Source organism: Acinetobacter sp. ANC_7511 (genome assembly GCF_056779975.1).
The window spans coordinates 224129-247006 of sequence record NZ_JBWYIY010000001.1; the positions used below are offsets into that span (position 1 = coordinate 224129).

Annotated in this window: 20 protein-coding genes; 7 read left to right on the forward strand and 13 right to left on the reverse strand. The window is 40.0% G+C overall.

Annotated features, from left to right (window positions below):
- Positions 1–35 precede the first annotated feature (35 nt).
- Entirely contained in the window at positions 36–620 is a 585-nt protein-coding gene (locus tag AC1M9L_RS01175) for an FxsA family protein (protein WP_481591089.1), read from the reverse strand.
- A 122-nt stretch (positions 621–742) separates the two neighbouring features.
- Here AC1M9L_RS01175 and ruvC point away from each other — a divergent pair, with 122 nt between their 5' ends.
- Positions 743–1288, forward strand: coding sequence for a crossover junction endodeoxyribonuclease RuvC (ruvC, locus tag AC1M9L_RS01180; protein WP_035263804.1), 546 nt, complete (start codon positions 743–745; stop codon positions 1286–1288).
- 23 nt (positions 1289–1311) lie between these two features.
- Here ruvC and AC1M9L_RS01185 read toward each other — a convergent pair whose 3' ends face one another.
- Positions 1312–1590, reverse strand: coding sequence for an acylphosphatase (locus tag AC1M9L_RS01185; RefSeq protein ID WP_481591090.1), 279 nt, complete (start codon positions 1588–1590; stop codon positions 1312–1314).
- A gap of 15 nt (positions 1591–1605) precedes the next feature.
- Complete coding sequence (locus tag AC1M9L_RS01190; protein WP_481591091.1) at positions 1606–3117, reverse strand: NAD(P)H-hydrate dehydratase; 1512 nt, start codon at positions 3115–3117, stop codon at positions 1606–1608.
- Between the two features lie 20 nt (positions 3118–3137).
- On the opposite strand from AC1M9L_RS01190, the gene queG reads away from it, so the two are divergent.
- On the forward strand, positions 3138–4241 hold the full coding sequence (gene queG, locus AC1M9L_RS01195) for a tRNA epoxyqueuosine(34) reductase QueG (RefSeq protein ID WP_481591092.1): 1104 nt from the start codon (positions 3138–3140) through the stop codon (positions 4239–4241).
- Positions 4242–4531: 290 nt separating this feature from the next.
- Positions 4532–5521 (forward strand): biotin synthase BioB, encoded by a 990-nt coding sequence (gene bioB / locus AC1M9L_RS01200; RefSeq protein ID WP_035263808.1) that lies wholly within the window; start codon positions 4532–4534, stop codon positions 5519–5521.
- Between the two features lie 46 nt (positions 5522–5567).
- On the opposite strand, the gene AC1M9L_RS01205 is transcribed toward bioB, so the two are convergent.
- Complete coding sequence (locus AC1M9L_RS01205; RefSeq protein ID WP_481591093.1) at positions 5568–5777, reverse strand: hypothetical protein; 210 nt, start codon at positions 5775–5777, stop codon at positions 5568–5570.
- Between the two features lie 196 nt (positions 5778–5973).
- Here AC1M9L_RS01205 and AC1M9L_RS01210 point away from each other — a divergent pair, with 196 nt between their 5' ends.
- Entirely contained in the window at positions 5974–7293 is a 1320-nt protein-coding gene (locus AC1M9L_RS01210) for an acyl-CoA dehydrogenase family protein (RefSeq protein WP_481591094.1), read from the forward strand.
- Between the two features lie 159 nt (positions 7294–7452).
- Here AC1M9L_RS01210 and AC1M9L_RS01215 read toward each other — a convergent pair whose 3' ends face one another.
- Together AC1M9L_RS01215 and AC1M9L_RS01220 are read right to left on the reverse strand one after the other, a co-directional pair.
- Positions 7453–8715, reverse strand: coding sequence for an acyl-CoA dehydrogenase family protein (locus tag AC1M9L_RS01215; protein WP_481591095.1), 1263 nt, complete (start codon positions 8713–8715; stop codon positions 7453–7455).
- A 13-nt stretch (positions 8716–8728) separates the two neighbouring features.
- Positions 8729–9979, reverse strand: a complete 1251-nt coding sequence (locus tag AC1M9L_RS01220) for an SfnB family sulfur acquisition oxidoreductase (protein ID WP_481588244.1) — start codon at positions 9977–9979, stop codon at positions 8729–8731.
- Between the two features lie 208 nt (positions 9980–10187).
- Between AC1M9L_RS01220 and AC1M9L_RS01225 the strand changes: the two genes are divergently transcribed.
- Complete coding sequence (locus tag AC1M9L_RS01225) at positions 10188–11603, forward strand: LLM class flavin-dependent oxidoreductase (RefSeq protein WP_481591096.1); 1416 nt, start codon at positions 10188–10190, stop codon at positions 11601–11603.
- Between the two features lie 48 nt (positions 11604–11651).
- On the opposite strand, the gene AC1M9L_RS01230 is transcribed toward AC1M9L_RS01225, so the two are convergent.
- The 5 genes from AC1M9L_RS01230 to AC1M9L_RS01250 all read right to left on the reverse strand — a co-directional run bounded on the left by AC1M9L_RS01230 (position 11652) and on the right by AC1M9L_RS01250 (position 18789).
- Positions 11652–12557, reverse strand: a complete 906-nt coding sequence (locus AC1M9L_RS01230) for a cation diffusion facilitator family transporter (protein ID WP_092766410.1) — start codon at positions 12555–12557, stop codon at positions 11652–11654.
- Between the two features lie 76 nt (positions 12558–12633).
- Positions 12634–15777: an efflux RND transporter permease subunit gene (locus AC1M9L_RS01235; protein WP_481591097.1), complete on the reverse strand. Its 3144-nt coding sequence runs from the start codon at positions 15775–15777 to the stop codon at positions 12634–12636.
- Positions 15767–16984, reverse strand: a complete 1218-nt coding sequence (locus tag AC1M9L_RS01240) for an efflux RND transporter periplasmic adaptor subunit (protein ID WP_481591098.1) — start codon at positions 16982–16984, stop codon at positions 15767–15769. Before AC1M9L_RS01240 ends, AC1M9L_RS01235 begins: the two co-directional genes overlap by 11 nt.
- A gap of 1 nt (position 16985) precedes the next feature.
- On the reverse strand, positions 16986–18305 hold the full coding sequence (locus AC1M9L_RS01245; protein ID WP_481591099.1) for a TolC family protein: 1320 nt from the start codon (positions 18303–18305) through the stop codon (positions 16986–16988).
- Positions 18306–18351: 46 nt separating this feature from the next.
- A complete protein-coding gene (locus AC1M9L_RS01250) occupies positions 18352–18789 on the reverse strand; it encodes a cation efflux protein, CzcI-like (protein WP_481587099.1) in 438 nt (145 codons plus the stop codon).
- Between the two features lie 249 nt (positions 18790–19038).
- Here AC1M9L_RS01250 and AC1M9L_RS01255 point away from each other — a divergent pair, with 249 nt between their 5' ends.
- Entirely contained in the window at positions 19039–19983 is a 945-nt protein-coding gene (locus tag AC1M9L_RS01255; RefSeq protein WP_481591100.1) for an ABC transporter permease, read from the forward strand.
- Positions 19983–20876: an ABC transporter ATP-binding protein gene (locus tag AC1M9L_RS01260; protein WP_481591101.1), complete on the forward strand. Its 894-nt coding sequence runs from the start codon at positions 19983–19985 to the stop codon at positions 20874–20876. Before AC1M9L_RS01255 ends, AC1M9L_RS01260 begins: the two co-directional genes overlap by 1 nt.
- 91 nt (positions 20877–20967) lie before the next feature.
- Here the strand turns inward: AC1M9L_RS01260 and AC1M9L_RS01265 are convergent, their stop codons facing one another.
- Together AC1M9L_RS01265 and AC1M9L_RS01270 are read right to left on the reverse strand one after the other, a co-directional pair.
- Positions 20968–21672 carry an ABC transporter ATP-binding protein gene (locus AC1M9L_RS01265; protein WP_092766415.1) on the reverse strand — a complete coding sequence of 235 codons (705 nt, stop codon included), beginning with the start codon at positions 21670–21672 and terminating at the stop codon, positions 20968–20970.
- Positions 21665–22876 carry an ABC transporter permease gene (locus AC1M9L_RS01270; RefSeq protein WP_481591102.1) on the reverse strand — a complete coding sequence of 404 codons (1212 nt, stop codon included), beginning with the start codon at positions 22874–22876 and terminating at the stop codon, positions 21665–21667. Before AC1M9L_RS01270 ends, AC1M9L_RS01265 begins: the two co-directional genes overlap by 8 nt.
- Between the last annotated feature and the right edge of the window lie 2 nt (positions 22877–22878).

A 22878-nucleotide genomic window follows, 5' to 3' on the forward strand; every position in this document is an offset into this window, starting at 1 on the left:
ACCAGACATTACATCTGGTTTTGAACATGCGCAATTTACTTTTGATTAACGTCTTTCATTTCAATTTTCTTTGCTTCAGGTGTAATTTCTCTTGCTTCACCATCAATGATAGTAGAGTCATTTGAACCACGACCGTGCTGCTGGCTTTGCATTTCTTGCATTTGGCGCATTAAATCTGCAAATGGATTCTGACCATTTGCTTGACCACCCATGCCGCCCATATCTCCCATCATACCACCCATCATTTTTTCCATCATGGCTTGCTGACGCTTCATCATGGTTTTCATCATCACCGCTTTAAATGCTGTTTGAACAGGTGGAATTAGAATAAGTAAGGTGAATAGATCGGAAATTAACCCCGGAATCAAAAGGAAAATACCCGCAATAATTTTAGGTAAGTTATTGGTCAAATTCGGATCAGCACTCATATGACCTTGTTGCATTTGCTGCATCTGTGGCATTAAACCTGATGCATGAGAACGAACCATATTTAAACCAATAAAGAATGCAGCAATAAACCAGAAGAATACATACCACATACTTCCGACTAGATCACCCACACCGACCCATACGAAGATTTCAAGGACTATACCGATTAAAACAATAAGAGCTAATTTCATGAAATGTAATCTAATCTCAAAAATTTAAATATAGGGTCGTAATCATCTGCTCAATCTGTATCAAGCTTTTTTCATACGCTTATGTAACAATATGGGCATTATTTTATTTTTAAAGTCATGGAATGTCATTAATTATCGGAATTGATCCTGGTTCACGTCTAACAGGTTACGGTATTATTCAAAAAGAGGGGCAAAAACTCACTTTTGTTGATGCTGGAACAATTCGCACTGAAACACCTGACATGCCTGAGCGTCTAAAACGAATTTTTTCAGGCATTGAAAGAATCGTTAAATTTCATGGTCCTACCGAAGCTGCTGTGGAACAGGTATTTATGGCGGTCAATCCTGACTCTGCCTTAAAACTTGGTCAAGCACGCGGTGCAGCTATAGCGGCATTGGTCAATTTAGATCTACAAGTGGCTGAATATACTGCGCGTCAAATTAAACAATCTGTTGTTGGCTATGGCGCTGCTGATAAAGAACAGGTTCAAATGATGGTTATGCGCATACTTAATTTAAGTATTAAACCACAAGCCGATGCTGCAGATGCACTTGCCGCAGCAATTTGCCATGCACATGCCTCTGGCAGTATGAGTAAATTGGCCGTCTTAAATGCTTTAGGTGGAATGGCACGTGGACGAAGCCGCAGCAGTAGTCGTCGACGTTAAAAGTCTCTCGACACTCAATGCACTTATTGGCGAATTTGAAAGTTATCGAAATCACGCTCTTTGATGTCAATTAAGTCTTCATAGAAGATTTGCTTAACTTTACTATTATGAGGCCCTGCCATGGCCAGTTTGATCATGTCATTTACATCTTTATATGTGCCAACAATGATAGCTTCCACATCCCCATTATCCATATTTTTAACGTAACCAGTTAAATGCAAATTTAAGGCTTGTTCCATAAACCAGCGACGAAATCCGACCCCTTGAACAAGACCTTGTATCGTTAATTTTAAATATCGCATATCTATCCCTGAATTTTATTTTAGATTTACTATTTGATAAATCGCTTGAGCCATATTCTGAGCCAACAAACCACGTTCACCCTGTTGAGCCAATACATCACCTGCCATAGCATGTAAATTAACAATTTCATGAAGCTGGATGGAATTAGACAATTGTCCTTTAAGACTAGCAATCATTCCTGCAAGAATATCCCCCATTCCACCTGTACCCATTCCTGGATTACCTTGGGTACAAATCCAAATGGTTTGCTGCGCGTCAATCGTTAAACTTCCTGCACCTTTTAATACCCATTCACCAGCATACAGTGTTTGTAATCGTTTAATTGCTTTGATGCGGTCATGCTCAACTTCCGCCACGCTAGAGTGTAAAAGTTTTGCAGCCTCACCAGGATGTGGCGTTGCGTAAGTTCTCTCATTGAGTCGAATGGGCTTTTCAGATAAGAACCACAATGCATCAGCATCGAGTACAGTCGGTTTATTCGTAAAGGGCAGAATACTCATCCAGTGATCATATTGCTCAGCCGCCCAATCATCGCGTCCCAACCCCATCCCAAAACAAATCGAATCGACTTGCTGCAGCAAATTTTTTCGTTGTGATGGATCGAAACAATTAATATCCTGCACCATTACATTGGGAGATCGTGACAAAATTGCTGAATGATGTTTAGCATCACACACGATCGTGACTTTACCCGCCCCAGCGGCAAATGCAGCTTCAGCCGCCATAATCACCGCACCTCCCATTTGTGCATGACCGCCAATCACGAGCACATGCCCATACGTTCCTTTATGTCCTGTAGAGTGTCGTCGCGGCAAAATTGTTTTGACTGGGCTTAATCGGGCCACAGGTATTAAATCTGAGTCACATGGTAAAATGGGAATGAGTTTTAGATGCCCTATAAAATCCTGTGCACGCCCTACAAATTGCCCTACCTTATATGCGAGTGCGGTAAGCGTATGCTGAGCATGAATAGTCATTGGTAATGGTTGACCTGTATTTGCATCTAAACCGCTCGGCATATCAATCGCAATTTTGACGCCGTCTTGCTCATTAATATGATGGATAATTCTCTGCCAATCTTCACTTAAAGTACGATTAATTCCAATTCCAAACAATGCATCAATATAGACATCATAACCCTGACACAGGTTCAGATCGGTGAACTGCTTTAATGGTACGGATTGACTCATTTTATAAGCACTCTGTAAGGAGTCAGCCGAGTGATGATCGACTTGTGAAAAAGAAAAAATATCGATTTCTAGATTTTGGTTAAATGAACAATGTTGTGATAAAGAGTGCTGTGCTAAATAGTACGCAATAAGATAACCATCCCCAGCATTATTTCCTTTACCACAGCATACTGCGATACGGATCTTCTTTTTTTCAATACCTTGAAGAATTGTGATGATTTCTTGTGCCATCATCCAAGCAACTTGCTGCATAAGACCAAAAGCACTATTTTGATCGTCAAACCAGCGCTGTTCCCAAGCTTGAATCGCACTGCTGTGATAAACTTGTTGATGCATCATCGTTCCTTTTTTTATTTATGACTCAATCTCTCTCATCTATACCAGTTCGTATTCCAACACAGCAATTTGATCCTTATGCGCTTAAAGCTTGGATTAAAGCTCAAGCATTGGAACTCGGCTTCGCTGATTGTGTCATTGCCCGACCTGATGCTCAAGATGAATTGCCTCGATTAAAAGCATATTTAGATCAAGGATTTCATGGTGACATGAAGTTCCTCGAAGAAAATTTGGAAAAACGTGCTAATCCAACACTCTTGGTTCCCCATACAAAAAGTATTATCTGCGTCAGAATGAATTATTTGGTTGAACGACCTCAACCTCGAACAGTACCAGATTTCCCCAATTCTGCCGTTATTGCGCGATATGCACGCGGACGGGATTACCATAAAACCATGCGCGGTAAATTAAAAACACTTTCAAACCTTATTCGTGAAAAAGTCGGTCCATTTGAATCAAGACCTTTCGCCGATTCAGCCCCTATCTTTGAAAAATCACTCGCTGAATCTGCAGGTATGGGTTGGACAGGTAAACATACCCTGCTCATCCACAAAAAATCGGGCTCCTTTTTTGTACTCGGTGAACTGTTTAGTTCTCTTGAATTACCCTTTGACGAGCCTGCCAGTGCACATTGCGGCTCATGTACAGCATGTATTGATATATGTCCAACGCAGGCGATTGTAGCGCCATATCAATTAGATGCCCGAAAATGTATTGCCTATCTGACGATTGAATACCAAGGGGTGATTCCTGAAGAACTACGCCGTGGCATAGGTAATCGCGTATTTGGATGTGATGATTGCCAGCTGATTTGTCCTTGGAATAGTTTCGCACAAACTACAACGGTTGCTGATTTCCATCCCCGTCATGGGCTGGATCGTCTTTCTTTAATTGAATTATGGCAATGGGACGAAGCAACATTCTTAGCCAACACAGAAGGCAGTCCACTGCGTAGAACAGGCTATGAAAGCTTTATGCGGAATATTGCGATTGGAATCGGGAATGCACCGTATCATCCAAACAATATTGAGCAATTGATACTAAAAAGAAATCAGTCTAGTGAGATTGTGCAAATCCATATTGACTGGGCAGTACAAGAACAACAATCAAAAAGAAATAATTAATTGTACTTTTCCAAGATGACTTGACAGCGCAAAAACACCGTTTTGAGCATGATCTGAAATTTTAAGCACACGTTAGCAACAAGTTCTCAGCATCAAGTTCCCAAAAAATAATTTTGCGGCGAAAAATGCATAAAAATAGTTAAGTTTGTAACTAAATCAACAATGATTAATTTCTATTGAGTTGGCGAATTTGATAATTTTTTTGAGTCATTATTGTCATATTTTACGATTTTGCATTATTAAAATTACAGTATGATCAAATAAGTAGCTTTTTAATTGATGGATAAATTATGCAAGTACGCAATGATTGGACGCGTGAAGAAATACAAAAACTCTATGAACAACCCTTCATGGACTTAGTTTTCGAAGCACAACGCGTGCATCGTCAATACTTTGATGCAAATACCATTCAGGTCAGCACATTACTATCAATCAAAACGGGTAAATGTCCTGAAGATTGTAAATACTGTTCTCAATCTGCACGTTATGATTCCAAACTTGAGGCCGAAAAAAGAATTGCTGTTGAAAAAGTAATTAATGAAGCCAAAGAAGCTCTCGCTTCTGGATCATCTCGTTTTTGTATGGGTGCTGCATGGCGAAATCCTCATGAACGCGATATGCCTTATGTACTTGAAATGGTACGTGAGGTAAAGGCCCTAGGACTTGAAACTTGTATGACCTTAGGGATGCTCAATCAATCACAAGCGGAACGTTTAAAAGAAGCAGGTTTAGATTATTACAATCACAATTTAGATACCTCTCGTGAGTACTATCCAAATGTGATTACCACACGCACTTATGATGATCGTTTAAATACTTTAGACTTTGTACGCCAAGCAGGCATGAAAGTGTGTAGTGGTGGAATTGTTGGCTTAGGTGAAGATACTCAAGATCGTATTGGTCTATTACATGAACTTGCGACCTTAGCTATTCATCCAGAATCGGTACCAATCAACATGCTTGTACCGATCGAAGGCACACCCTTAGCAGACGTTGAAAAACTCGATGTGACTGAATGGATTCGCACGATTGCCGTAGCGCGCATTATCATGCCAAAAAGTTATATAAGACTTTCAGCGGGTCGTGAATCTCTTTCTGATTCTGATCAAGCTTTAGCGTTTATGGCAGGTGCTAACTCTTTGTTCTCAGGTGAAAAGCTTTTAACGACACCTAATGCTGGTGAAGGCAAAGATAAGCAGTTATTCGATAAGTTAGGTCTAAAAGCCGAAAAAGCGAAGCCGACTGTATCAGAGCTGACTATAGATGCAATGGCAAGTTAATTTATAAGATTCGCTCAATCAAAAACCGAAGCTTTGCTTCGGTTTTTTATGATGTGATCAATATGCCATAACTGGCATTAAGATACTGTCCTGGCTTAATTTCATCTGTTCCATTGGCATGGTGTACCGTTATTTTTTGACTAAATGCATCAAACTCAAAGCGATCATAACTATCTTGGTGGTGCATCAACCAATAAATCGTATCTATGACATGATCATCACAAATATAAGTATTGGATTTAAAATCTTTACCCATTTAATTTAAACCCTTTCTCCAATCACAATATGATTATATCTCAATTCATTTTATTGAATATCATTTTCTTTATTTAAGATAATATCTAATTTTTTATTAATCCAATATATTATATTTACATATCACAATAAATCGATTTTCACCCATCTTATAAGCGCTATTATTTTATTTTAATTTAAAATAAAGACTGAGTATTATGAATATCGTTAATTTAAAAACTCAAACTGCATTGCAACACCGCCCCAGCGCACTGACCACACAAATTAATGCTGTATGGGGACAAGGACCTTCTTCACGTTATGAAAATCTCGCCTCGTTATTCAGACCTACATTTGAAAAAATCAAAGCTTCGCGATCAGAACGCGAAAAAAAGCGAATTTTAGCTTTTGAACAGATTCAATGGTTAAAAGACATCGGTTTTACGAAACTTCGCTTACCCAGTTCGCAAGGGGGATTTGATGCAACGATTCCAGAATTATTTAATCTATTAATCGAACTTGCCGAAGCTGATGCAAATTTACCGCAGGCACTTCGCGTACATTTTGGCTTTGTGGAAGATTTACTGCTCAGCCGCGACCCACAGTTTAAATCTATATGGCTTCCTAGAGTGGCTCAAGGTCAAATTATTGGAAGCGCATGGTCTGAAGGTGGAAATGAGTCCATTCATGAATTTAAAACGAGACTTTCCAAAGATGCTGAGGGACGCACGATATTGAATGGACAAAAATTTTATACCACAGGAAGCTTGTATGCAGACTGGATTGATGTGGGTATTACTGATTTGTATGGAGAATCAGCCAGTATTCTAATCCCTCGACATGCTGAAGGTGTTGAGATTGTGGATGACTGGAATGGTTTTGGTCAAATTCTTACAGCAAGTGGTACTACTAAGTTCACTGATGTTGTTGTGAATCAACAAGATGTCATCGGAGACCAACAGCGCTTTAAATATTCAGCAGCATTCTATCAACTGATTCAATTGGCAATTATTTCAGGGCTTACAAGAGCAGCAAGCTATGAAGTATCAGCTGAGGTTTATAAACGTGAAAGAAATTATACGCATGCCAATGCTTCCTTCGTCCGTAATGATGCTCAAATCCTACAAGTGGTGGGTCAAATTCGTGGTGTCGCCTACACCACTGCAGCAATTATTGGAAAAAATGCACAGGCTATACAACGTGCTTTTGAAGCTGGGTTGAATGATAATGAACAACTCGAAGCAGATCAAAATGCCATAGCAGAATTAGAGGTTGCTCAATCTCAAACCATTATCACTACACTTGCATTAAATGCTTCGACCATCATTTTTGATGCTCTAGGAGCATCAGCCACTGATAAAAACTTAGCTTTAGATCGTTTCTGGCGAAATATTCGTACGCTCGCATCTCACAACCCAAGAATTTATAAAGATCGAATTGTCGGAGACTTTAGCGTAAATGGTGCATTACCCCCTTATCAATGGCGTATCGGTAAAGTTGATGAATCAGGGCTTCTGCAAACAGATAAGGCTTCTTAAGCTCGCTTTAAATCGTTAAGACACTATTCTTTAGTGTCTTTTTTAGTGTTTTTTAAAGTGATCTATCTAAATCGCTTAGGCTATTAGACTCTTATTTAAGAACCTAGTAAAAAGGTCCTTAACAGGACCTTCTTAGCAGCATCATCGAAATTACATCAATTAAGCCACTTGAGCTTTCAAGTGTTTCGCCAAAGGACTATTACCAATTTGCCATACAAATGGCAATTCAGTTTGATTCACGACAAAAGCACCCACCACTTTCTCCTTATAAATAATCGGATTATGTGAGGATACAACTCTTGCATTACGCCAGAAACGATCTAACTGCTTCGATGAAGCGCTGGTTGAAGCACCCAAACTATTGAATAGTTTAGTTGTTAAATCAAGTACAAGATCTGAAATGACTACCTGCCCTTGAGCAGATTCTAGTTCCGCAATTTGGTTAATCTCATGATCTTTTTCAGATGAAGCATTAAAGTGACTTAAATATGCATCATCCAGTGCTGCAGCTGTTTTTAAAGTAATGGATTGACTGGCAAATGCTTGGGAAGATGCCTTACCAATCACTTGTAGAATCTGAGCATCATCACGGACAAGATCAGCATTCCCGTGGCTAAAGATTCGAGTACGCTTACGCACTTCCTCACTAAAGGTCTCCACCGCAGAAAATGCGATGCCGGTCAGTGTTGCTAGATGTACAACTTGATAAAAAGCTGTTTGATATTTAAAACGCTGATCAAACGGGTAAATATGATCTCGTTCAATCGACACTTGGTTGATTTTTAGCGTCCCGCTTCCAGTGGTTTTTTGACCAAATCCATCCCAATCATCATGTACTTTAATTCCATTAGCTTTAGTTGAGACCGCTGCAATCACATGCTGATCAGTGGTCTCATCATAGGCAAAAAGATCAATCCAATCGGCAAAAATAGTACCTGTAGAATAGAACTTTTCTCCTGAAACTTCATATTCGCCTTGTTGATTTTGTTTCACTCGGGTAATGACGTCGCCTATCTCAACATTACCGACTTCTGTCCAAGCGTTTCCTGCGATTTCACCATTTACAAATCGCTTAAACCAAAACGCTTGTGATTGATCTTTATGCGCCACTAAACGGTCTTCGACAAATGCAAAATGTCCACGTAAAGCTTGCACAATATTTGAATCCGCTGTCGCCAACTCGATTAAGATTTGGAAAAGTTGCTGCTGGGTAAAACCTGCACCGCCATATTTTTTTGGCACACGTAATGCACCAAAACATGCATCGTTTAAACATTTAATTTGTTCATGAGGCAAATCACGATCGGTTTCTCGTTGAACGGCCCCTTCTGCAATCCGCTTAAAAATCGGTCGAAACTTTGCTGCAACCTCTTCATAGTTGGCACCAAGTGAAAGTTCTTCATTCTGATTTAATATAGTCATAATAAATTTCTCCTTAGCTCCATGGATGACGTGGTGGTGGGACATCATTTAGAAAATAATTTCCTACAATGTTGTATTTCCAACGCACGGGATCATGCAAAGTGTGTGTTCTGGCATTGCGCCAATAACGATCTAAATTTAATTCTGATAAGGTCGAACGCGTGCCAGAAAGCTCAAATAATTTATTCGCTGCTAAAATCGCAATGTCAGTCGTTAAGACTTTTGCTTCAGCCACGAGCAATGTTGCTTCATTAATATGATCTTCGGTCGGTTCAGCAAGTGCTAAATCAATCGCTAATCCTGCCAAATCCAGAACGGCTTCAGCAGCACGCAGCTTAATTTTCAATTCACCAATATTGGCAATGGTATATGGATCTGAACTTGCTTTATCTAAACCTGAATCAATCCATGGACGTGCAAAGTTACGAACGTAATGAATCGTTTCTTGAATCGCACCACGTGCAATCCCAGCATCTACAGCAGCTTGAATAAATTGAGAAATTGCTCCAGCTGCTGTCGGTCTTACAAAAGCTTGATAAATTGGAACGATATATTTTGCATCTACTTTAACGTTGTTTAATTCGACTGATCCACTGACCGTTGTACGCTGACCAAACCCACTCCAATCATTGGTAATTTTTACACCTTCTGTCCCTTGTGGCACGATTGCAGCAAATGGTTTTCCTTCAGCATCAATCGCAACAACTGGAATGCGGTGTGCCAGTAAAGCTCCAGTTGCAAAGAATTTTTGTCCATTCACAATCCCATTGCCAGAAGCATCAAATTCTATTTTTGTGGTGAGATCGGCAACCGTCTTAGACCCTTTTTCTGAGAAAGCATTCCCCAAACGCTCTCCACCCAGTACTGCTTTAAAAAAGAATTGTTTTTGTTCTTCGGTGGCATCTAAACGGATATGCTCTAGAAACACCCAATGATTTTGTGCGATTTGACCTAGTGATGGATCAGCGCTAGAAATGGTTTTAACAACTTCAGCGAGAGTCTTGTAGCTCGCTCCTGCACCGCCATATTGCTTTGGAATGTTAATTGCCCAAAGCCCTGATTGAGAGTACTTGTTAATTTCACTCAAAGGTAAACGGCGTTCATGATCACGAATGGAGGCTTCCTTTGCAAAATCTTCAGCGAGCTGTTGTGCGATTTGAATCGCTTCTTGATCTGTCTTAATCACATGCGCTGGCTGATGAATTTGGTAGAATTCTTTTGAAATTTCAGCTTCATGCAATTTTATATCTATTTGTGCGGTCATTTTATTCTCTTCAAAAAAATTGAATAAAATTAAATTAGCACTAATTATTTTAATTTTTTATACGATTATTTTATTTACTAATCTGATTTCAAACATAATCAAATCATTTATTTTTTTATTATGTATATTGCAGTTTTTCTCATTAAATAATAAGTATGATATTTCATATAATCAGAATATCAACATTTAATTATTTTATATTTTCATTATGAATAAACATATACGATTTAATGCTTTTGAAATGAATTGCATTGCACATCAGTCCCCAGGCTTATGGCGTCATCCGCTCGATCGCTCTACAGAATATAAAGATTTGGAATATTGGACTGATTTAGCAAAAATATTAGAAAAAGGTATTTTTGACGGTATTTTTCTTGCAGATGTTTTGGGTATTTATGATGTGTATCATCAATCGGCTCAACATGCTTTAAATGGTGCTGTTCAAGTTCCTGTGAATGATCCAATTCAGATTGTTCCAGCAATGGCAGCAGTCACCCAACATTTAGGCTTTGGCGTAACCACCTCTATTTCATTCGAACATCCTTATCCCTTCGCACGACGTATGAGCACGTTGGATCATCTCACCAAAGGTCGCGCGGGTTGGAATATTGTGACTTCATATCTAGAAAGCGGATCCAAAAACTTAGGTTTAAAAACCCAAGTAAGTCACGACAATCGTTATGATATTGCAGACGAGTATCTGGAAGTTCTATATAAACTCTGGGAAGGCTCTTGGGAAAATGATGCGGTACGACGCGACAAAGCTGCTGGTATTTTTGCGGATCACACCAAAGTTCATCCAATCCTTCATGAAGGTACATATTTTAGCGTGCCAGGTATTCATATCTGTGAACCTTCTCCGCAACGCACACCTGTATTATACCAAGCTGGTGCATCAAAGCGTGGACAGAAATTTGCCAGTCAAAATGCAGAGTGCGTATTTATATCTGCACCAACGAAAGTTGCTGTAAAAAAGTTAGCACAAGGAATTCGTCAGAATCTTATTGAGGAAGGTAAAGATCCAAATGCAGTTCTAATTTATACGATGCTTGCGATTGTGGTCGATGAAACTGATGAAAAAGCACAGGCTAAATTTGCAGAGTATCAATCTTACGGTAGTTATGATGGTGGATTAACACTCGCTTCAGGGTGGTCTGGTGTAGATTTTTCACAATTCAAAGCTACAGACCAGGTTGAATATATTCATACCAATGCCATTCAGTCTATGTTGCAATCTTACGTAGAAGCAGATCCAGATAAAGTTTGGACCATTGAAGAAATTGCAAAATGGACCAGTGTAGGTGGAAACGGCCCCGTGATTGTCGGCTCACCAAGCACAGTAGCCGATCGTCTTCAAGAATGGGTGGATGAAACTGGCATTGATGGATTCAATTTGGCTTATATTTTGGCACATCAATCTTTTGAAGACGTGGTCGAATACGTCGTTCCTGAGTTACAACGTCGCGGTGTTTACCCTACAGAATATACCAAGGGGACACTGAGAGAAAAGTTGTTTGGTCATGGACCATTACTTCCAGATGATCATCGTGGTGCTCAATACCGTAAGTCATCAACGAATGGGCTGCACACTTCAACCCAAACCGCAACACTTGAATCTGTGTAGATCAATTTAAATTCTCTATATGTAAAAAAGCGCTTTTCGGGGCTTTTTTTAATGCTGATGTTCTAGTTCATGGTGATATGCATCATCTTCTATCTGCAAGGTCATTTCAGTAATATGGTGATCATGACTTAACATTTCAAAAGCTTGTTGATGTAAACGTTTAGGATCGACATTCGGTGCAACCAAATGAACTGTGAGCATGACTTTTTTGGATGTGATCGCCCAAACTTTGAGTTGGTGAATGTCCTTAACTCCTTCAAGCGATAATAAATCTGTACGGAGCTTTTCAATATCAATCTCATCAGGTACACCTTCAAGTAGGATATTTACACTTTGCTTGGCGAGAATCCAAGCACGTGGTAAGACCCAAAATCCGATCAGGACTGCGATAATCGTGTCAATAAGTACCCAGCCTGTAAAATAAATAATCACAGCACCGATGATCACACCTACAGAACCAAGTGCATCACTTAATACTTCTAGATATGCACCTTTGACATTGAGGCTATCTTTACTACTCGAAAAAAGAATCTTCATCGAAATTAAATTAATGATTAAGCCAATGACGGCGACTATCATCATTCCAACACTCTGAATTTCAGGAGGATTACTTAATCGATGAATCGCTTCTATCAAAATATAAATTGCAACGATAAATAACATCACCGCATTAAATAGAGCTGCCAAAATTTCAAATCGCTGGTAACCAAAAGTTCGCTTATTGTCTGCAGGCTTTTGACCAATCTTAATTGCAACCAACGCGATGGCTAGAGCAGCAGCATCAGTAAACATATGTGCAGCATCTGACAGCAAAGCTAAACTTTGAGTAATAAATGCAGCAACAACTTCAATAATTAAAAATGTCGTGGTTAAGGCTAAAGCAAAAGTTAGTTTCTTTGCGTTGTCTTTACTGACTTCCACATGACTGTGATCATGATTATGCGAACTACCCATTTTATACTCCTCATCAGAAGCCTCACTTAAAATAAAGTGAGGCTTCTGATTCATATACATAATGTTATTGTTTAATTTATTGTTCTGCTTTTGCTTGATTCATCCACCTATACAATACAGGTAAAAGTAGTAGCGTCAGTATGGTGGATGAAATAATTCCACCGATAACCACTGTCGCAAGCGGTCGCTGTACTTCAGCACCCGTACCCGTAGCAAGCGCCATTGGAACAAATCCTAAAGACGCCACAAAAGCAGTCATCAGCACAGGACGTAATCGCAACATTGCACCTTGCCAAATGGCATCTTTTAAACTGTATTCACTTCTTAGCTCCTTAATAAAGGTCAACATAACCAGTCCATTCAGAACAGCGACACCTGATAAAGCGATAAAACCAATACCCGCAGACATTGAGATGGGAATATCACGTAACCATAAAAATAAGACTCCCCCCGTGAGAGCAAAGGGTACGCCCGTGAAGACCAATAAACTTTCTCTTATATTTTTGAATACAGCCATCAGCAGGATAAAAATCGTAATCAAAGCCAATGGAATCACGATAGTCATTCTAGCTTTGGCAGATGCCAAATTCTCAAACTGTCCACCATACTCAATCCAATAGCCACTCGGTAATGCATATGTCGTGAGGCTAGATTGCAACTCTTGGACAAATGAACCCAGATCTCGCCCTTCAACATTTGCCGTCACAATAATCCTACGCTTGCCATTTTCACGACTCACCTGATTCATACCATCAATATTTGAAACTGTAGCCACATCTGCCAGTCTTACTGTCCCACCATTGGGGAGTTGTATGGGTAATTGTGCAATCCCCATGACTGTCCGATCTTGATCAGTAAGTCGAATAACAAAATCAAAACGGCGGTCGCCTTGTAGAATTTCACCGACTTGTTGACCACCGATACTTGAAGCGACTAAATTTTGTATCTCACGAACCGAAAGACCATATTGCGCTGCTAAAGAACGATTTACGTCTATATTTAATAAGGGTAAACCTGAAGTCTGTTCTACTTTGACTGCGGTACTGCCACTGATTTTTTGCACAATCTTGGCAATTTTGGCAGCTTCATCGTTTAACACCTGCATATCATCGCCAAAAATTTTTATACCTATGTCACTGCGGACTCCAGAAATGAGCTCATTAAAACGCAATTCAATGGGTTGAGAAAATTCACTATTGTTGCCAGGCAAAGTCTCCAAAAAAGTTTCAATACGTGACCTTAAATCATCTAAGCTTTCTTTGGGATTCGGCCACTCTTGACGAGGTTTCAACATAATGAATCCATCTGAGATATTGGGTGGCATCACATCTGTCGCCACTTCAGCAGTACCCGTTCGTGCGAAAACATTTTTAATTTCTGGAAAATTTTGAAGCAAAAGTTTCTCAGTCATTTCCTGCATTCTTAATGATTCTTCTAAGCTGGTACTGGGTGAACGCATTTGTTGAATAGCAAAATCACCTTCGCTTAATTGCGGTGCGAATTCACTTCCTAGACGTGTCGCCAACAACCCTGTTAAAACCAAAATACTAACTGCGAGCGTTAACATGACCGTTCGATATAAATAAGTCATATCTAATGCTTTTAGATATTTTTTCTTTAACCATAACATCCATCTACTTTCAGTTTCTTTGACTTCACCTGTTACAAATAAAGCCACTGCAGCAGGAACAAAAGTAATGGATAAAATGATCGCAGCAATAAGAGCTAATACTACGGTGAGTGCCATAGGGTGAAACATTTTTGCTTCAACACCACTTAAAGCAAATATGGGCAAGTACACCACTAAAATAATCGTTTGACCAAAAATTAAAGGACGGCGCGCTTGACGAGCGGCAAGGAATACTTCTTTAAATCTCTCTGAACGTGTTAAAGGTCGTCTTAACTGTTCTTGGGCATGAGCTAATCGGCGAATACAGTTTTCGACAATTACCACTGCCCCATCTACAATAATTCCGAAATCTAGCGCACCTAAACTCATAAGGTTGGCACTAATCTTTTGCTGTGCCATACCTGATAATGTAAATAACATCGAAAGTGGAATCACGCATGCTGTAATTAAAGCCGCTCGAATATTTCCCAAGAAAATGAATAAAATCACAATCACCAAAATCGCCCCTTCGACTAAGTTCTTTTGAACTGTCTTAATGGCTTTCTCGACTAAGGTGGTACGATCGTAAACAGTTTCAATTTTTACGCTTTCGGGCAGTGTGGTTTGAATTTCTTGAATTTTTTGATCAACAGCTTGTGCAACACTACGGCTGTTTTCACCCATCATCATCATGGCGATGCCGAGTACGGTTTCTTCTCCGTTATAGGTCGCTCCGCCTGTTCTAAGATCATGTCCAATCGACACTGAAGCAATATCTGAAACACGGACAGGATTTCCATTTAAGGTAACCACCGTTGTATTTTCAATATCCTGTATCGTATTCAGTGTTCCAGGAACTCGTACTGTCAGTTGTTGACCTCCATCTTCAATAAATCCTGCTCCACGATTTTCATTGTTCTCAGTAAGAACTTGTTGAAGTTGCGTCAAACTGACTTGTAGTTGTTGCATACGATTCAAGTCTGGCGAAACAACATATGTTTTATTGAATCCTCCAATACTATTCACCTCAGCAACGCCTTTTACGCGTTGCAATTGTGGACGCACGATCCAATCTTGAATTTCGCGTAAATCCATTGCTGTGTATGAAGAACCATCAGGTTTTTTAGCCTTTGGCTCAGCTTTTAGTACCCATTGATAAATTTCACCCAGCCCCGTAGATACTGGAGACATGGTAGGTGCGATATCATCAGGTAATTCGGATTGAACCTCTTGCACACGCTGATTGATTTGTTGACGTGCCCAGTAAATATCTGTGCCATCTTTGAAGACAATAGTGACCTGAGATAAACCATACCTAGAGATCGAACGTGTTAATTCAAGATCTGGTATCCCCGCCATGGCATTTTCAATTGGATACGTAATGCGTTGCTCAACTTCGAGCGCAGTAAATCCATTAGCTTGGGTATTAATTTGAACCTGTGTATTGGTAATGTCTGGAACTGCATCAATTGGCAATTTTTGATAACTATAAACTCCAACAGCAATCCAAGCACAGGCAAACAGCATGACCCAAATCGCATGTTGAATTGAAAACTGAATAATTCGCTCAAATAGCCCTTCAGCCTTCGGCATGTCATGATTAGTGCCCATGGTCAGCTTCTCCTTTTTCTAACTCCGATTTCAGTAAGAAGCTGCCTTGATTGACATATTTTTGCCCCGCTTGAAGACCAGACTTAATTTCTGCCCATTGACCATCTGAAGACATTTCACCTACTTCAATGGGTTGTGCTTTAAAGTGGAGTTTTCCATTTTTTTGTTCTGTAACAATAAATATTGCTGATTTACCTTCGATTTGTTGCACTGCATTTTTTGCAACGCGTAATACATTGGATGCATCGGGACTTTGAAGTTCAACATTTACCATCAAATTTGGTCTTAACTCACTTGCCTTTCCTTGAACTTTAGCGCGAACAATCAAACGACCAGTCTGCGCATCTGCTTGCGACGTTAACGATTGCACAACTGCTGTATACGTCTGACCTGATTGTAAAGATTTGAATTGAATATTTTGTTGTGCACGAATTTGATTACTCGCATCTGCAGGTAGCACAAATTCGAGCCATAAATCTTCTAATTGTTCGATGATGAAAATCTGATCTGCAAGTTGCACATTTTCACCTACCACGATGTCTTTTTGGCTGATCACGCCCGAGATAGGCGAACGAATAGTAAAACGACCATTCGAACCTGCTGAAGCTCCCAAAGCTTGTAAACGTGCATTGGCACTTTGCACTGTGATTTGTGCTTGACGATATGCATTTTCAGCACGTTGCAAATCCTGTTTTGCGGAGATCCCCTGCGACCACATCCGTTGTTCACGTTGCAAATCTTGGCGTGCCAAATCTAAATTGGATTGCTCCATTCTCAAATTCGCTTGTTGGTCAATGAGCTCTGGGACACTTAATACTGCAAGTACTTGACCTTTAGTTACTTCTTGTCCCAGTGCTACATTCACTTGTTCAACATGACCAGCAAAATTAGGGGAAATATGCGCTTGTTGATCTGTATTTACCATCAATTTTGCAGGCAAGTTTGTGTATCGCGGAATTGCACCTAATTGAGCTGATTCTATTTTTATACTATGTTCGACTAGCTGTTTAGATGTGAGTTCAATCTCATCTTCTTCTGCATGCTCAGCTTCTGCGCCATTCGACGTTTCAGCTTGCTCTTCACTCTCAACAATTGCTGTTTTCTTATTATCTTTGAAAAAAATCCAAATCCCGATAACTATCGTCACCCCAATAATCAGGGCGATGAGGAATGCTTGGTTTATTTTTCCTTGTTGTATAGATCTCATTTTATTCTGCCCCTATATTGATGAAATTTTCTGACTGTGACACAGCCTCTTTGAGTAATTGGGTATAGGCATCTGAACGACTAATTTGTTCATAACTAATACCGATACTTAATGCCTCAGCAGCTAGTGCGGTTTGCCATGCCTCTCTTAAGAGCTGAATTTGACTGAGCCGAATATTTTGTAATTGTGTCGTTGCTTGTTGCACCTCAGTGATTGAAAGTTTTCCATTTTTAAAACCAAGCAAAGAGCGCATCTGTACTTTTTCAGACAAGTCTTTTTGTCTCAGTACAGCGTCATACTGCAGTTTTAAGCCACGCACCTGATGAAATGAGTTTGCAATCTCTAAAATTTGTTGTTTGAGTTCTCTTTGTTGTTGACGCTCAAGTAGAGATTGCTGACGTTGTGCAAGCGGAATTTGGTATTGCTGACGATTAAAAATATTGAACGGAATATCGACACCCACAGATAAACTCGTATCGTTTGTCTCATTGGGCGCTTTTGTTCGCGTCATCCCTACATTCAAATTTGGATTTGGTTTTGCTTTTACTTTAAGTTGCTCAATTCGTTGATTAGCCTGTACAACATTGAGTGCATAAAGCTTTTCTAAATAACCTGCAGAAATATAATTTTGAACATTCTGTTCAACTTGGTCAGGCCAATAAATCCGATTTGAATCAACCTTCACCTCTGCTTCAGTTTCTCCCCAGAGATTAGAAAGATTACGTTTTGCAATTTCCTTATTTAAAATGGCTTGCTGATAATTGCGTTCATTTTCTGCCGCTTCAATCTGCGCTCGTTCATACTCAACCAAAGCTATGCTTCCTGCCTGATATCGTTTTTTAGCGCTGTCTAAAGTTTCACGACTGACTTGCAGTTGAGACTTTTGAATTTGTGCTTCAGATTGCGAAATTAAAAACTGTGACCAAGCATACTTCACGATTAATTGGCTTTGTGCTTCCCACAACTTTTCTTGCAATTCATTTTGTTGCCCAGCCAAACGCGCTATATTTTTTTGAATCCGTCTTTGACCAAAAATGTCGATCGGCTGAATAATACCAAGACTCAATTCTTGATCTTGACTCGAACCAAAACCATCTCGAGAGAGATTGATAGTCGGGTTTTGCCAAAGTCCACTTTGCTTGACTGCAAGTTCTGACATTTGTTGTCGTTGCTGCCAAATCTGTTCTGATTGTTGATATTGAGACACTTGAACGAGTGCTTGTTCAAGCGAATTGACTGTCATTGCTTGAGCATTTGCACCCAAACTAAGCGAACCTAAAACCAGCCATAATCGAATAGAATGTTTTAATTTAAAAGACATGTGAATTTCCCACTAATTTAAAAATAAGTGGTGGGAAATTTTTAGGCTACCCCACCAATAGCGGGGTTAATTCAGGAGGCGGAGGGATTTTACCTAAATGAGGCGATTGATAGGCATTAATCCAAAGAAAGTGATTTTGGTAAATCTTTTCGATGTGTTGTGATGAAGGCAAATTCTCGTTTACAGCAAGAATAAACTGAGACATTGACGGCAGATGATCTTGATGATCCAAAACATCGATTTGCGCTTTTTCTTCTAGCGTCACGCTTTGATCATCACCAAGCACGAAGCCTTTTTCAATTTGGGACTTCGGACTTTTATTTGAAAGATCGGCTTGGCAAAGTACAGGTTGATGATGACCAAAGTGAAAACTTTGTGTCGATGTTGAGTCGCTTTCATGAACACAAAAAGCCGCCGCCACATTCCAAAGGCTTTGGAACATGAACATACATGCTAAGAATGTCACAAATTTAGCCGATCTCATTTAAGCAGGCTCTCATCATTTCTATCTGCATTTAAAACGTGATAGTGATCACCATCAAGTGAAGAGTTGTAATTCTCCATCATATTTTGATGATCGAAACCTTGATATTGAAGATATTGAAAGAATGTACATAAGAAAAATGAATGAAAACTTAAAAATTTAGCGCTTTTAAAGCACGCTTCGAAAATGGCATCGATTTTGCAACCTAATCATACGAATTTTATTTTTTGTATTACTGAGGTGGCAACGATGAGCTATGTTGCACGAGAATTGAGTCAAAAGCATAAATTTTTGCTTGGTTTTGGATCGTTTTTAATTCCAATTTTAATCTGGTGTGCAGTGAGTTATTTGCCTTTTATTTGGCATCCCCAAGTTCAAATCACAGATTCTGGTAGCACAACATTTTTACAAGTCGATAGCCGTGTCAGTAGAGAAGTTTATTATGCTGAAGCGAAATTGGCAGTCGATCAAGGACTGCCACCACCTCGGGGAATTTTGGTTAATCCCATTTACCTACCCGCACCAGATGAAGTCGCTACAGCCTTAGTGACCGCATTTACAACACCACCCGCTCAAGCGAATGCACCATGGTTTCATGAAAGTTTATGGCACAGCATTAAACTGGTGTTTACCGCATTTTTTATTTCTTCTTTGATTGGTATTCCTTTGGGTATTCTTTGCGGTTTTTCTCATAAAATTTCTCAATTAACTGAACCTTTTGTAGAGTTCTTTCGCTATCTGCCTGCACCAGCCTTTGGCGCTCTTGCTGTTGCGATTTTGGGCATTAATGACGCACCTAAAATTGCCATTATTGTGATTGGTACCTTATTCCAACAAATTCTGATTATTGCCAATACCACCCGTCTGGTCGACCGCAGTCTTATTGAAGCTGGATTCACCTTAGGAACCAACAAAATCAAAAGTTTATTTTATGTAGTCATCCCTGCTGCACTCCCAGAAATTTATCGAAACCTTCGTGTACTTTTAGGTTGGGCTTGGACCTATTTAATCGTTGCAGAACTCATAGGAAGTACATCCGGTATCACGTGGTTCATCACTCAACAAGCTCGCTATCAAAACTTTGACAATGTTTTCGCCGCAATTTTGATTATCGGTTTGATTGGTCTGATTTGCGACGTGATTTTAATGAAACTTGGACAGCAATTATTTAAATGGAAAACGGGAGTTCGCTAATGTCTTCAGCACTTCAACCCTCAGATTTTGATGCCCGCGCTTACTTTGACAAAATTTACGCTCGTCCCGTCATTTTAGAAGCAAAAAATCTCACCCAAAAGTTTAGCCACGGAAAAACTGAGCGCACCATTTTAAATGCTTTAGATTTAAAAATTCATAAACGTGAATTTATCTGTGTTATTGGTCCTTCAGGATGCGGTAAATCTACCTTTAGCCGTATTGTGGCAGGTCTTGATCCATATACCAGTGGTGAATTACTGGTAGACGGTGAAACCATCACAGGACCGAGTCCAGAGCGTGGCATGGTTTTCCAAGGCTACACACTGTTTCCATGGAAAACGGTAAAAGAAAATGTCATGTTTGGTCCACTCATGCGAGGTGCCAGCAATGCTACAGCTGAGGCGCAAGCCCGTGAATGGATCAACATTATCGGACTTGAAAAATTTGAGCAGCAATACCCTCATGAACTTTCTGGAGGGATGAAACAACGCGTTGCCATCGCTCGCGCGCTCGTGAATCAGCCAAAAATTCTCTTAATGGATGAACCCTTTGGGGCTTTAGATCCTCATACGCGTCAAAAAATGCAAAAGCATCTGATCGATCTTTGGGCCAATATTGATATCACGATTATTTTTGTGACACACGATATGGACGAGGCGATTTTACTGGCCGATCGGATTGTGGCATTGAAGGCCAATCCTGGCGAAATTAAGGAAATCATTGAGGTTGATCTACCAAGACCACGTCAGCATGAATTGATGCTCACTGAAAAATTTAAATCGTTAAGACAACGTGTAGATGCTTTGGTACATGCTGAAGAAGATGAACTTGATCCAGCACTCGCCGACTTACCTAAAATTCCAAGAATGACCAAGGTCAGTCATTCTAAATAAGTCGCTATATCCTGATCACACAAACGGTCAGGATAAAGCATACAACATCAATCCTTTTGACCACACCATTTTAAATGCAGCCTTGGTTTAATCACGACATCATTTCATCACGTTCAATTCGCCCATCTACCAATTGAATGGTTCGATCACATGTAGCGGATAATCGTGGATCATGGGTCACTAACAATACCGCACAATTTTGTTGCTCATTTACTTCACGAAACAGCTCAAAGACTTCGCTCGCTGTTTGACTGTCTAGATTACCTGTAGGTTCATCAGCGAGGAGTAAAGCAGGCTGAGTGATTAAAGCTCTGGCGATTGCGACACGTTGTTGTTGCCCACCAGAAAGTTGACTGGCTTTTCGTTGTGCAAATTGACTCAATCCTACCGCTTTTAACAAATCATGTGCCCGATCTAAAGCTTGCTGATTGGGTTTGCCATGCGCCAACATTAGAGGCATCAAAACATTCTCAATAACGGTGAACGCTTGAATCAAATGATGAAACTGAAACACAAATCCAATGCTCTTCCCACGCAATTCCGTTCTTTGTTGATCTTCCATTTGACTGGTTGGTTGACCAAGTAAATAAATTTCACCACTGGTGGGTTGATCGAGTAAACCTAAAATATTTAATAACGTACTTTTACCTGAACCTGAAGGTCCAATTAACGCAGCAAAATCTTGACGATGTATCGCAAAATCAATCCCATGCAGCACTTCAATTTCATTGGGTTGTCCAATGTTATAAGACTTTTTCAAAGCCTCTAAACGTAGTACTTCATCATGATTAGACATGACGGATTGCCTCCACAGGATCTAAACGCGCTGCACGACGGGCAGGAATCGCCGCTGCAATTAAACCGCTCAATGTTGCAAGTAATAAAGCGGATCCAATCAAATAAGGTGAAATTGGAATGTAGAATAACCCTGGGCCAAATTCATTAAATGACCAAACCAATGCATAACTGGTCAGGATTCCAACAATAGAACCAAGTAAGCCGAAAATCACACCTTGAATGAGAAAGATCATCAAAATTTGTTCTCGGCTCGCACCTGTCGCACGCAAGATTCCGATCTCACGTGTACGCTGTACCACTGTAATGGAGAGTACGCTGGCGATCGCAAATGCAACAGATATTCCAACAAATATAATTATCATATTAGTTGAAAGACTTTGCGCTGAAATCGCATTCATCAATTGCGCATTACTTTCAATCCAACTTTCAGCTTTTAATCCAGTGAGACGATGAATTTGAGTTGCGACCTGATCTGCGGAGAAAATATCAGAAATACGAAGATCAATAATGGTAACCCCACCCGGCAAACCCAATAAAGACTGTGCCCGCTTTAGATCGATATACATATAGCGTGAGTCTAGTTCTTTGACCCCGAGTTCAAAAATACCCGTTACATTCATGACGGCGTTAATATCTTGACCGTTATCAACGCGAATTTTACTGCCTACGCGCACACCAAGGTCTTTGGCCAACTCACTTCCGATGAGTACATCATCTGCTTTTAAACGAAGCTGACCAGTTTTTAGATACTCTTGCAAAGGTACAATACGTTGATACCGTGGTAAATCAATCCCCATAATCGCAACTGACTGAATCGCTTCCCCCCGTTTTACCAGTGCAGGCCCTGAAACCATGGGAGAAACGGCATTGAGCGTCTTGATATTGTCTAGATTTTCAAGAACTTCTTGCCAGTTATTGATCGACTTGAGTCTTTGAGCCCTTTGATCTTCATGGATGATGTGTGCTACGCCCTCAGGCACTTTAACGACGCGATTGACCTCATCTGGTGCATGTAAACTAATATGTGCCTGAGTACCCAACGTACGCTCAATCAAATTGGACTGAAGCCCCTGAATTAATGCACTAATAAAGACAATAACGGCAACACCAATAGCAACACCACCAATAATCATCAGTGTTTGACTGCGACCCTCGCGTAAAAACCCAACAGCGATGAGCCAATTGGTCCATAAACGCTTCATCT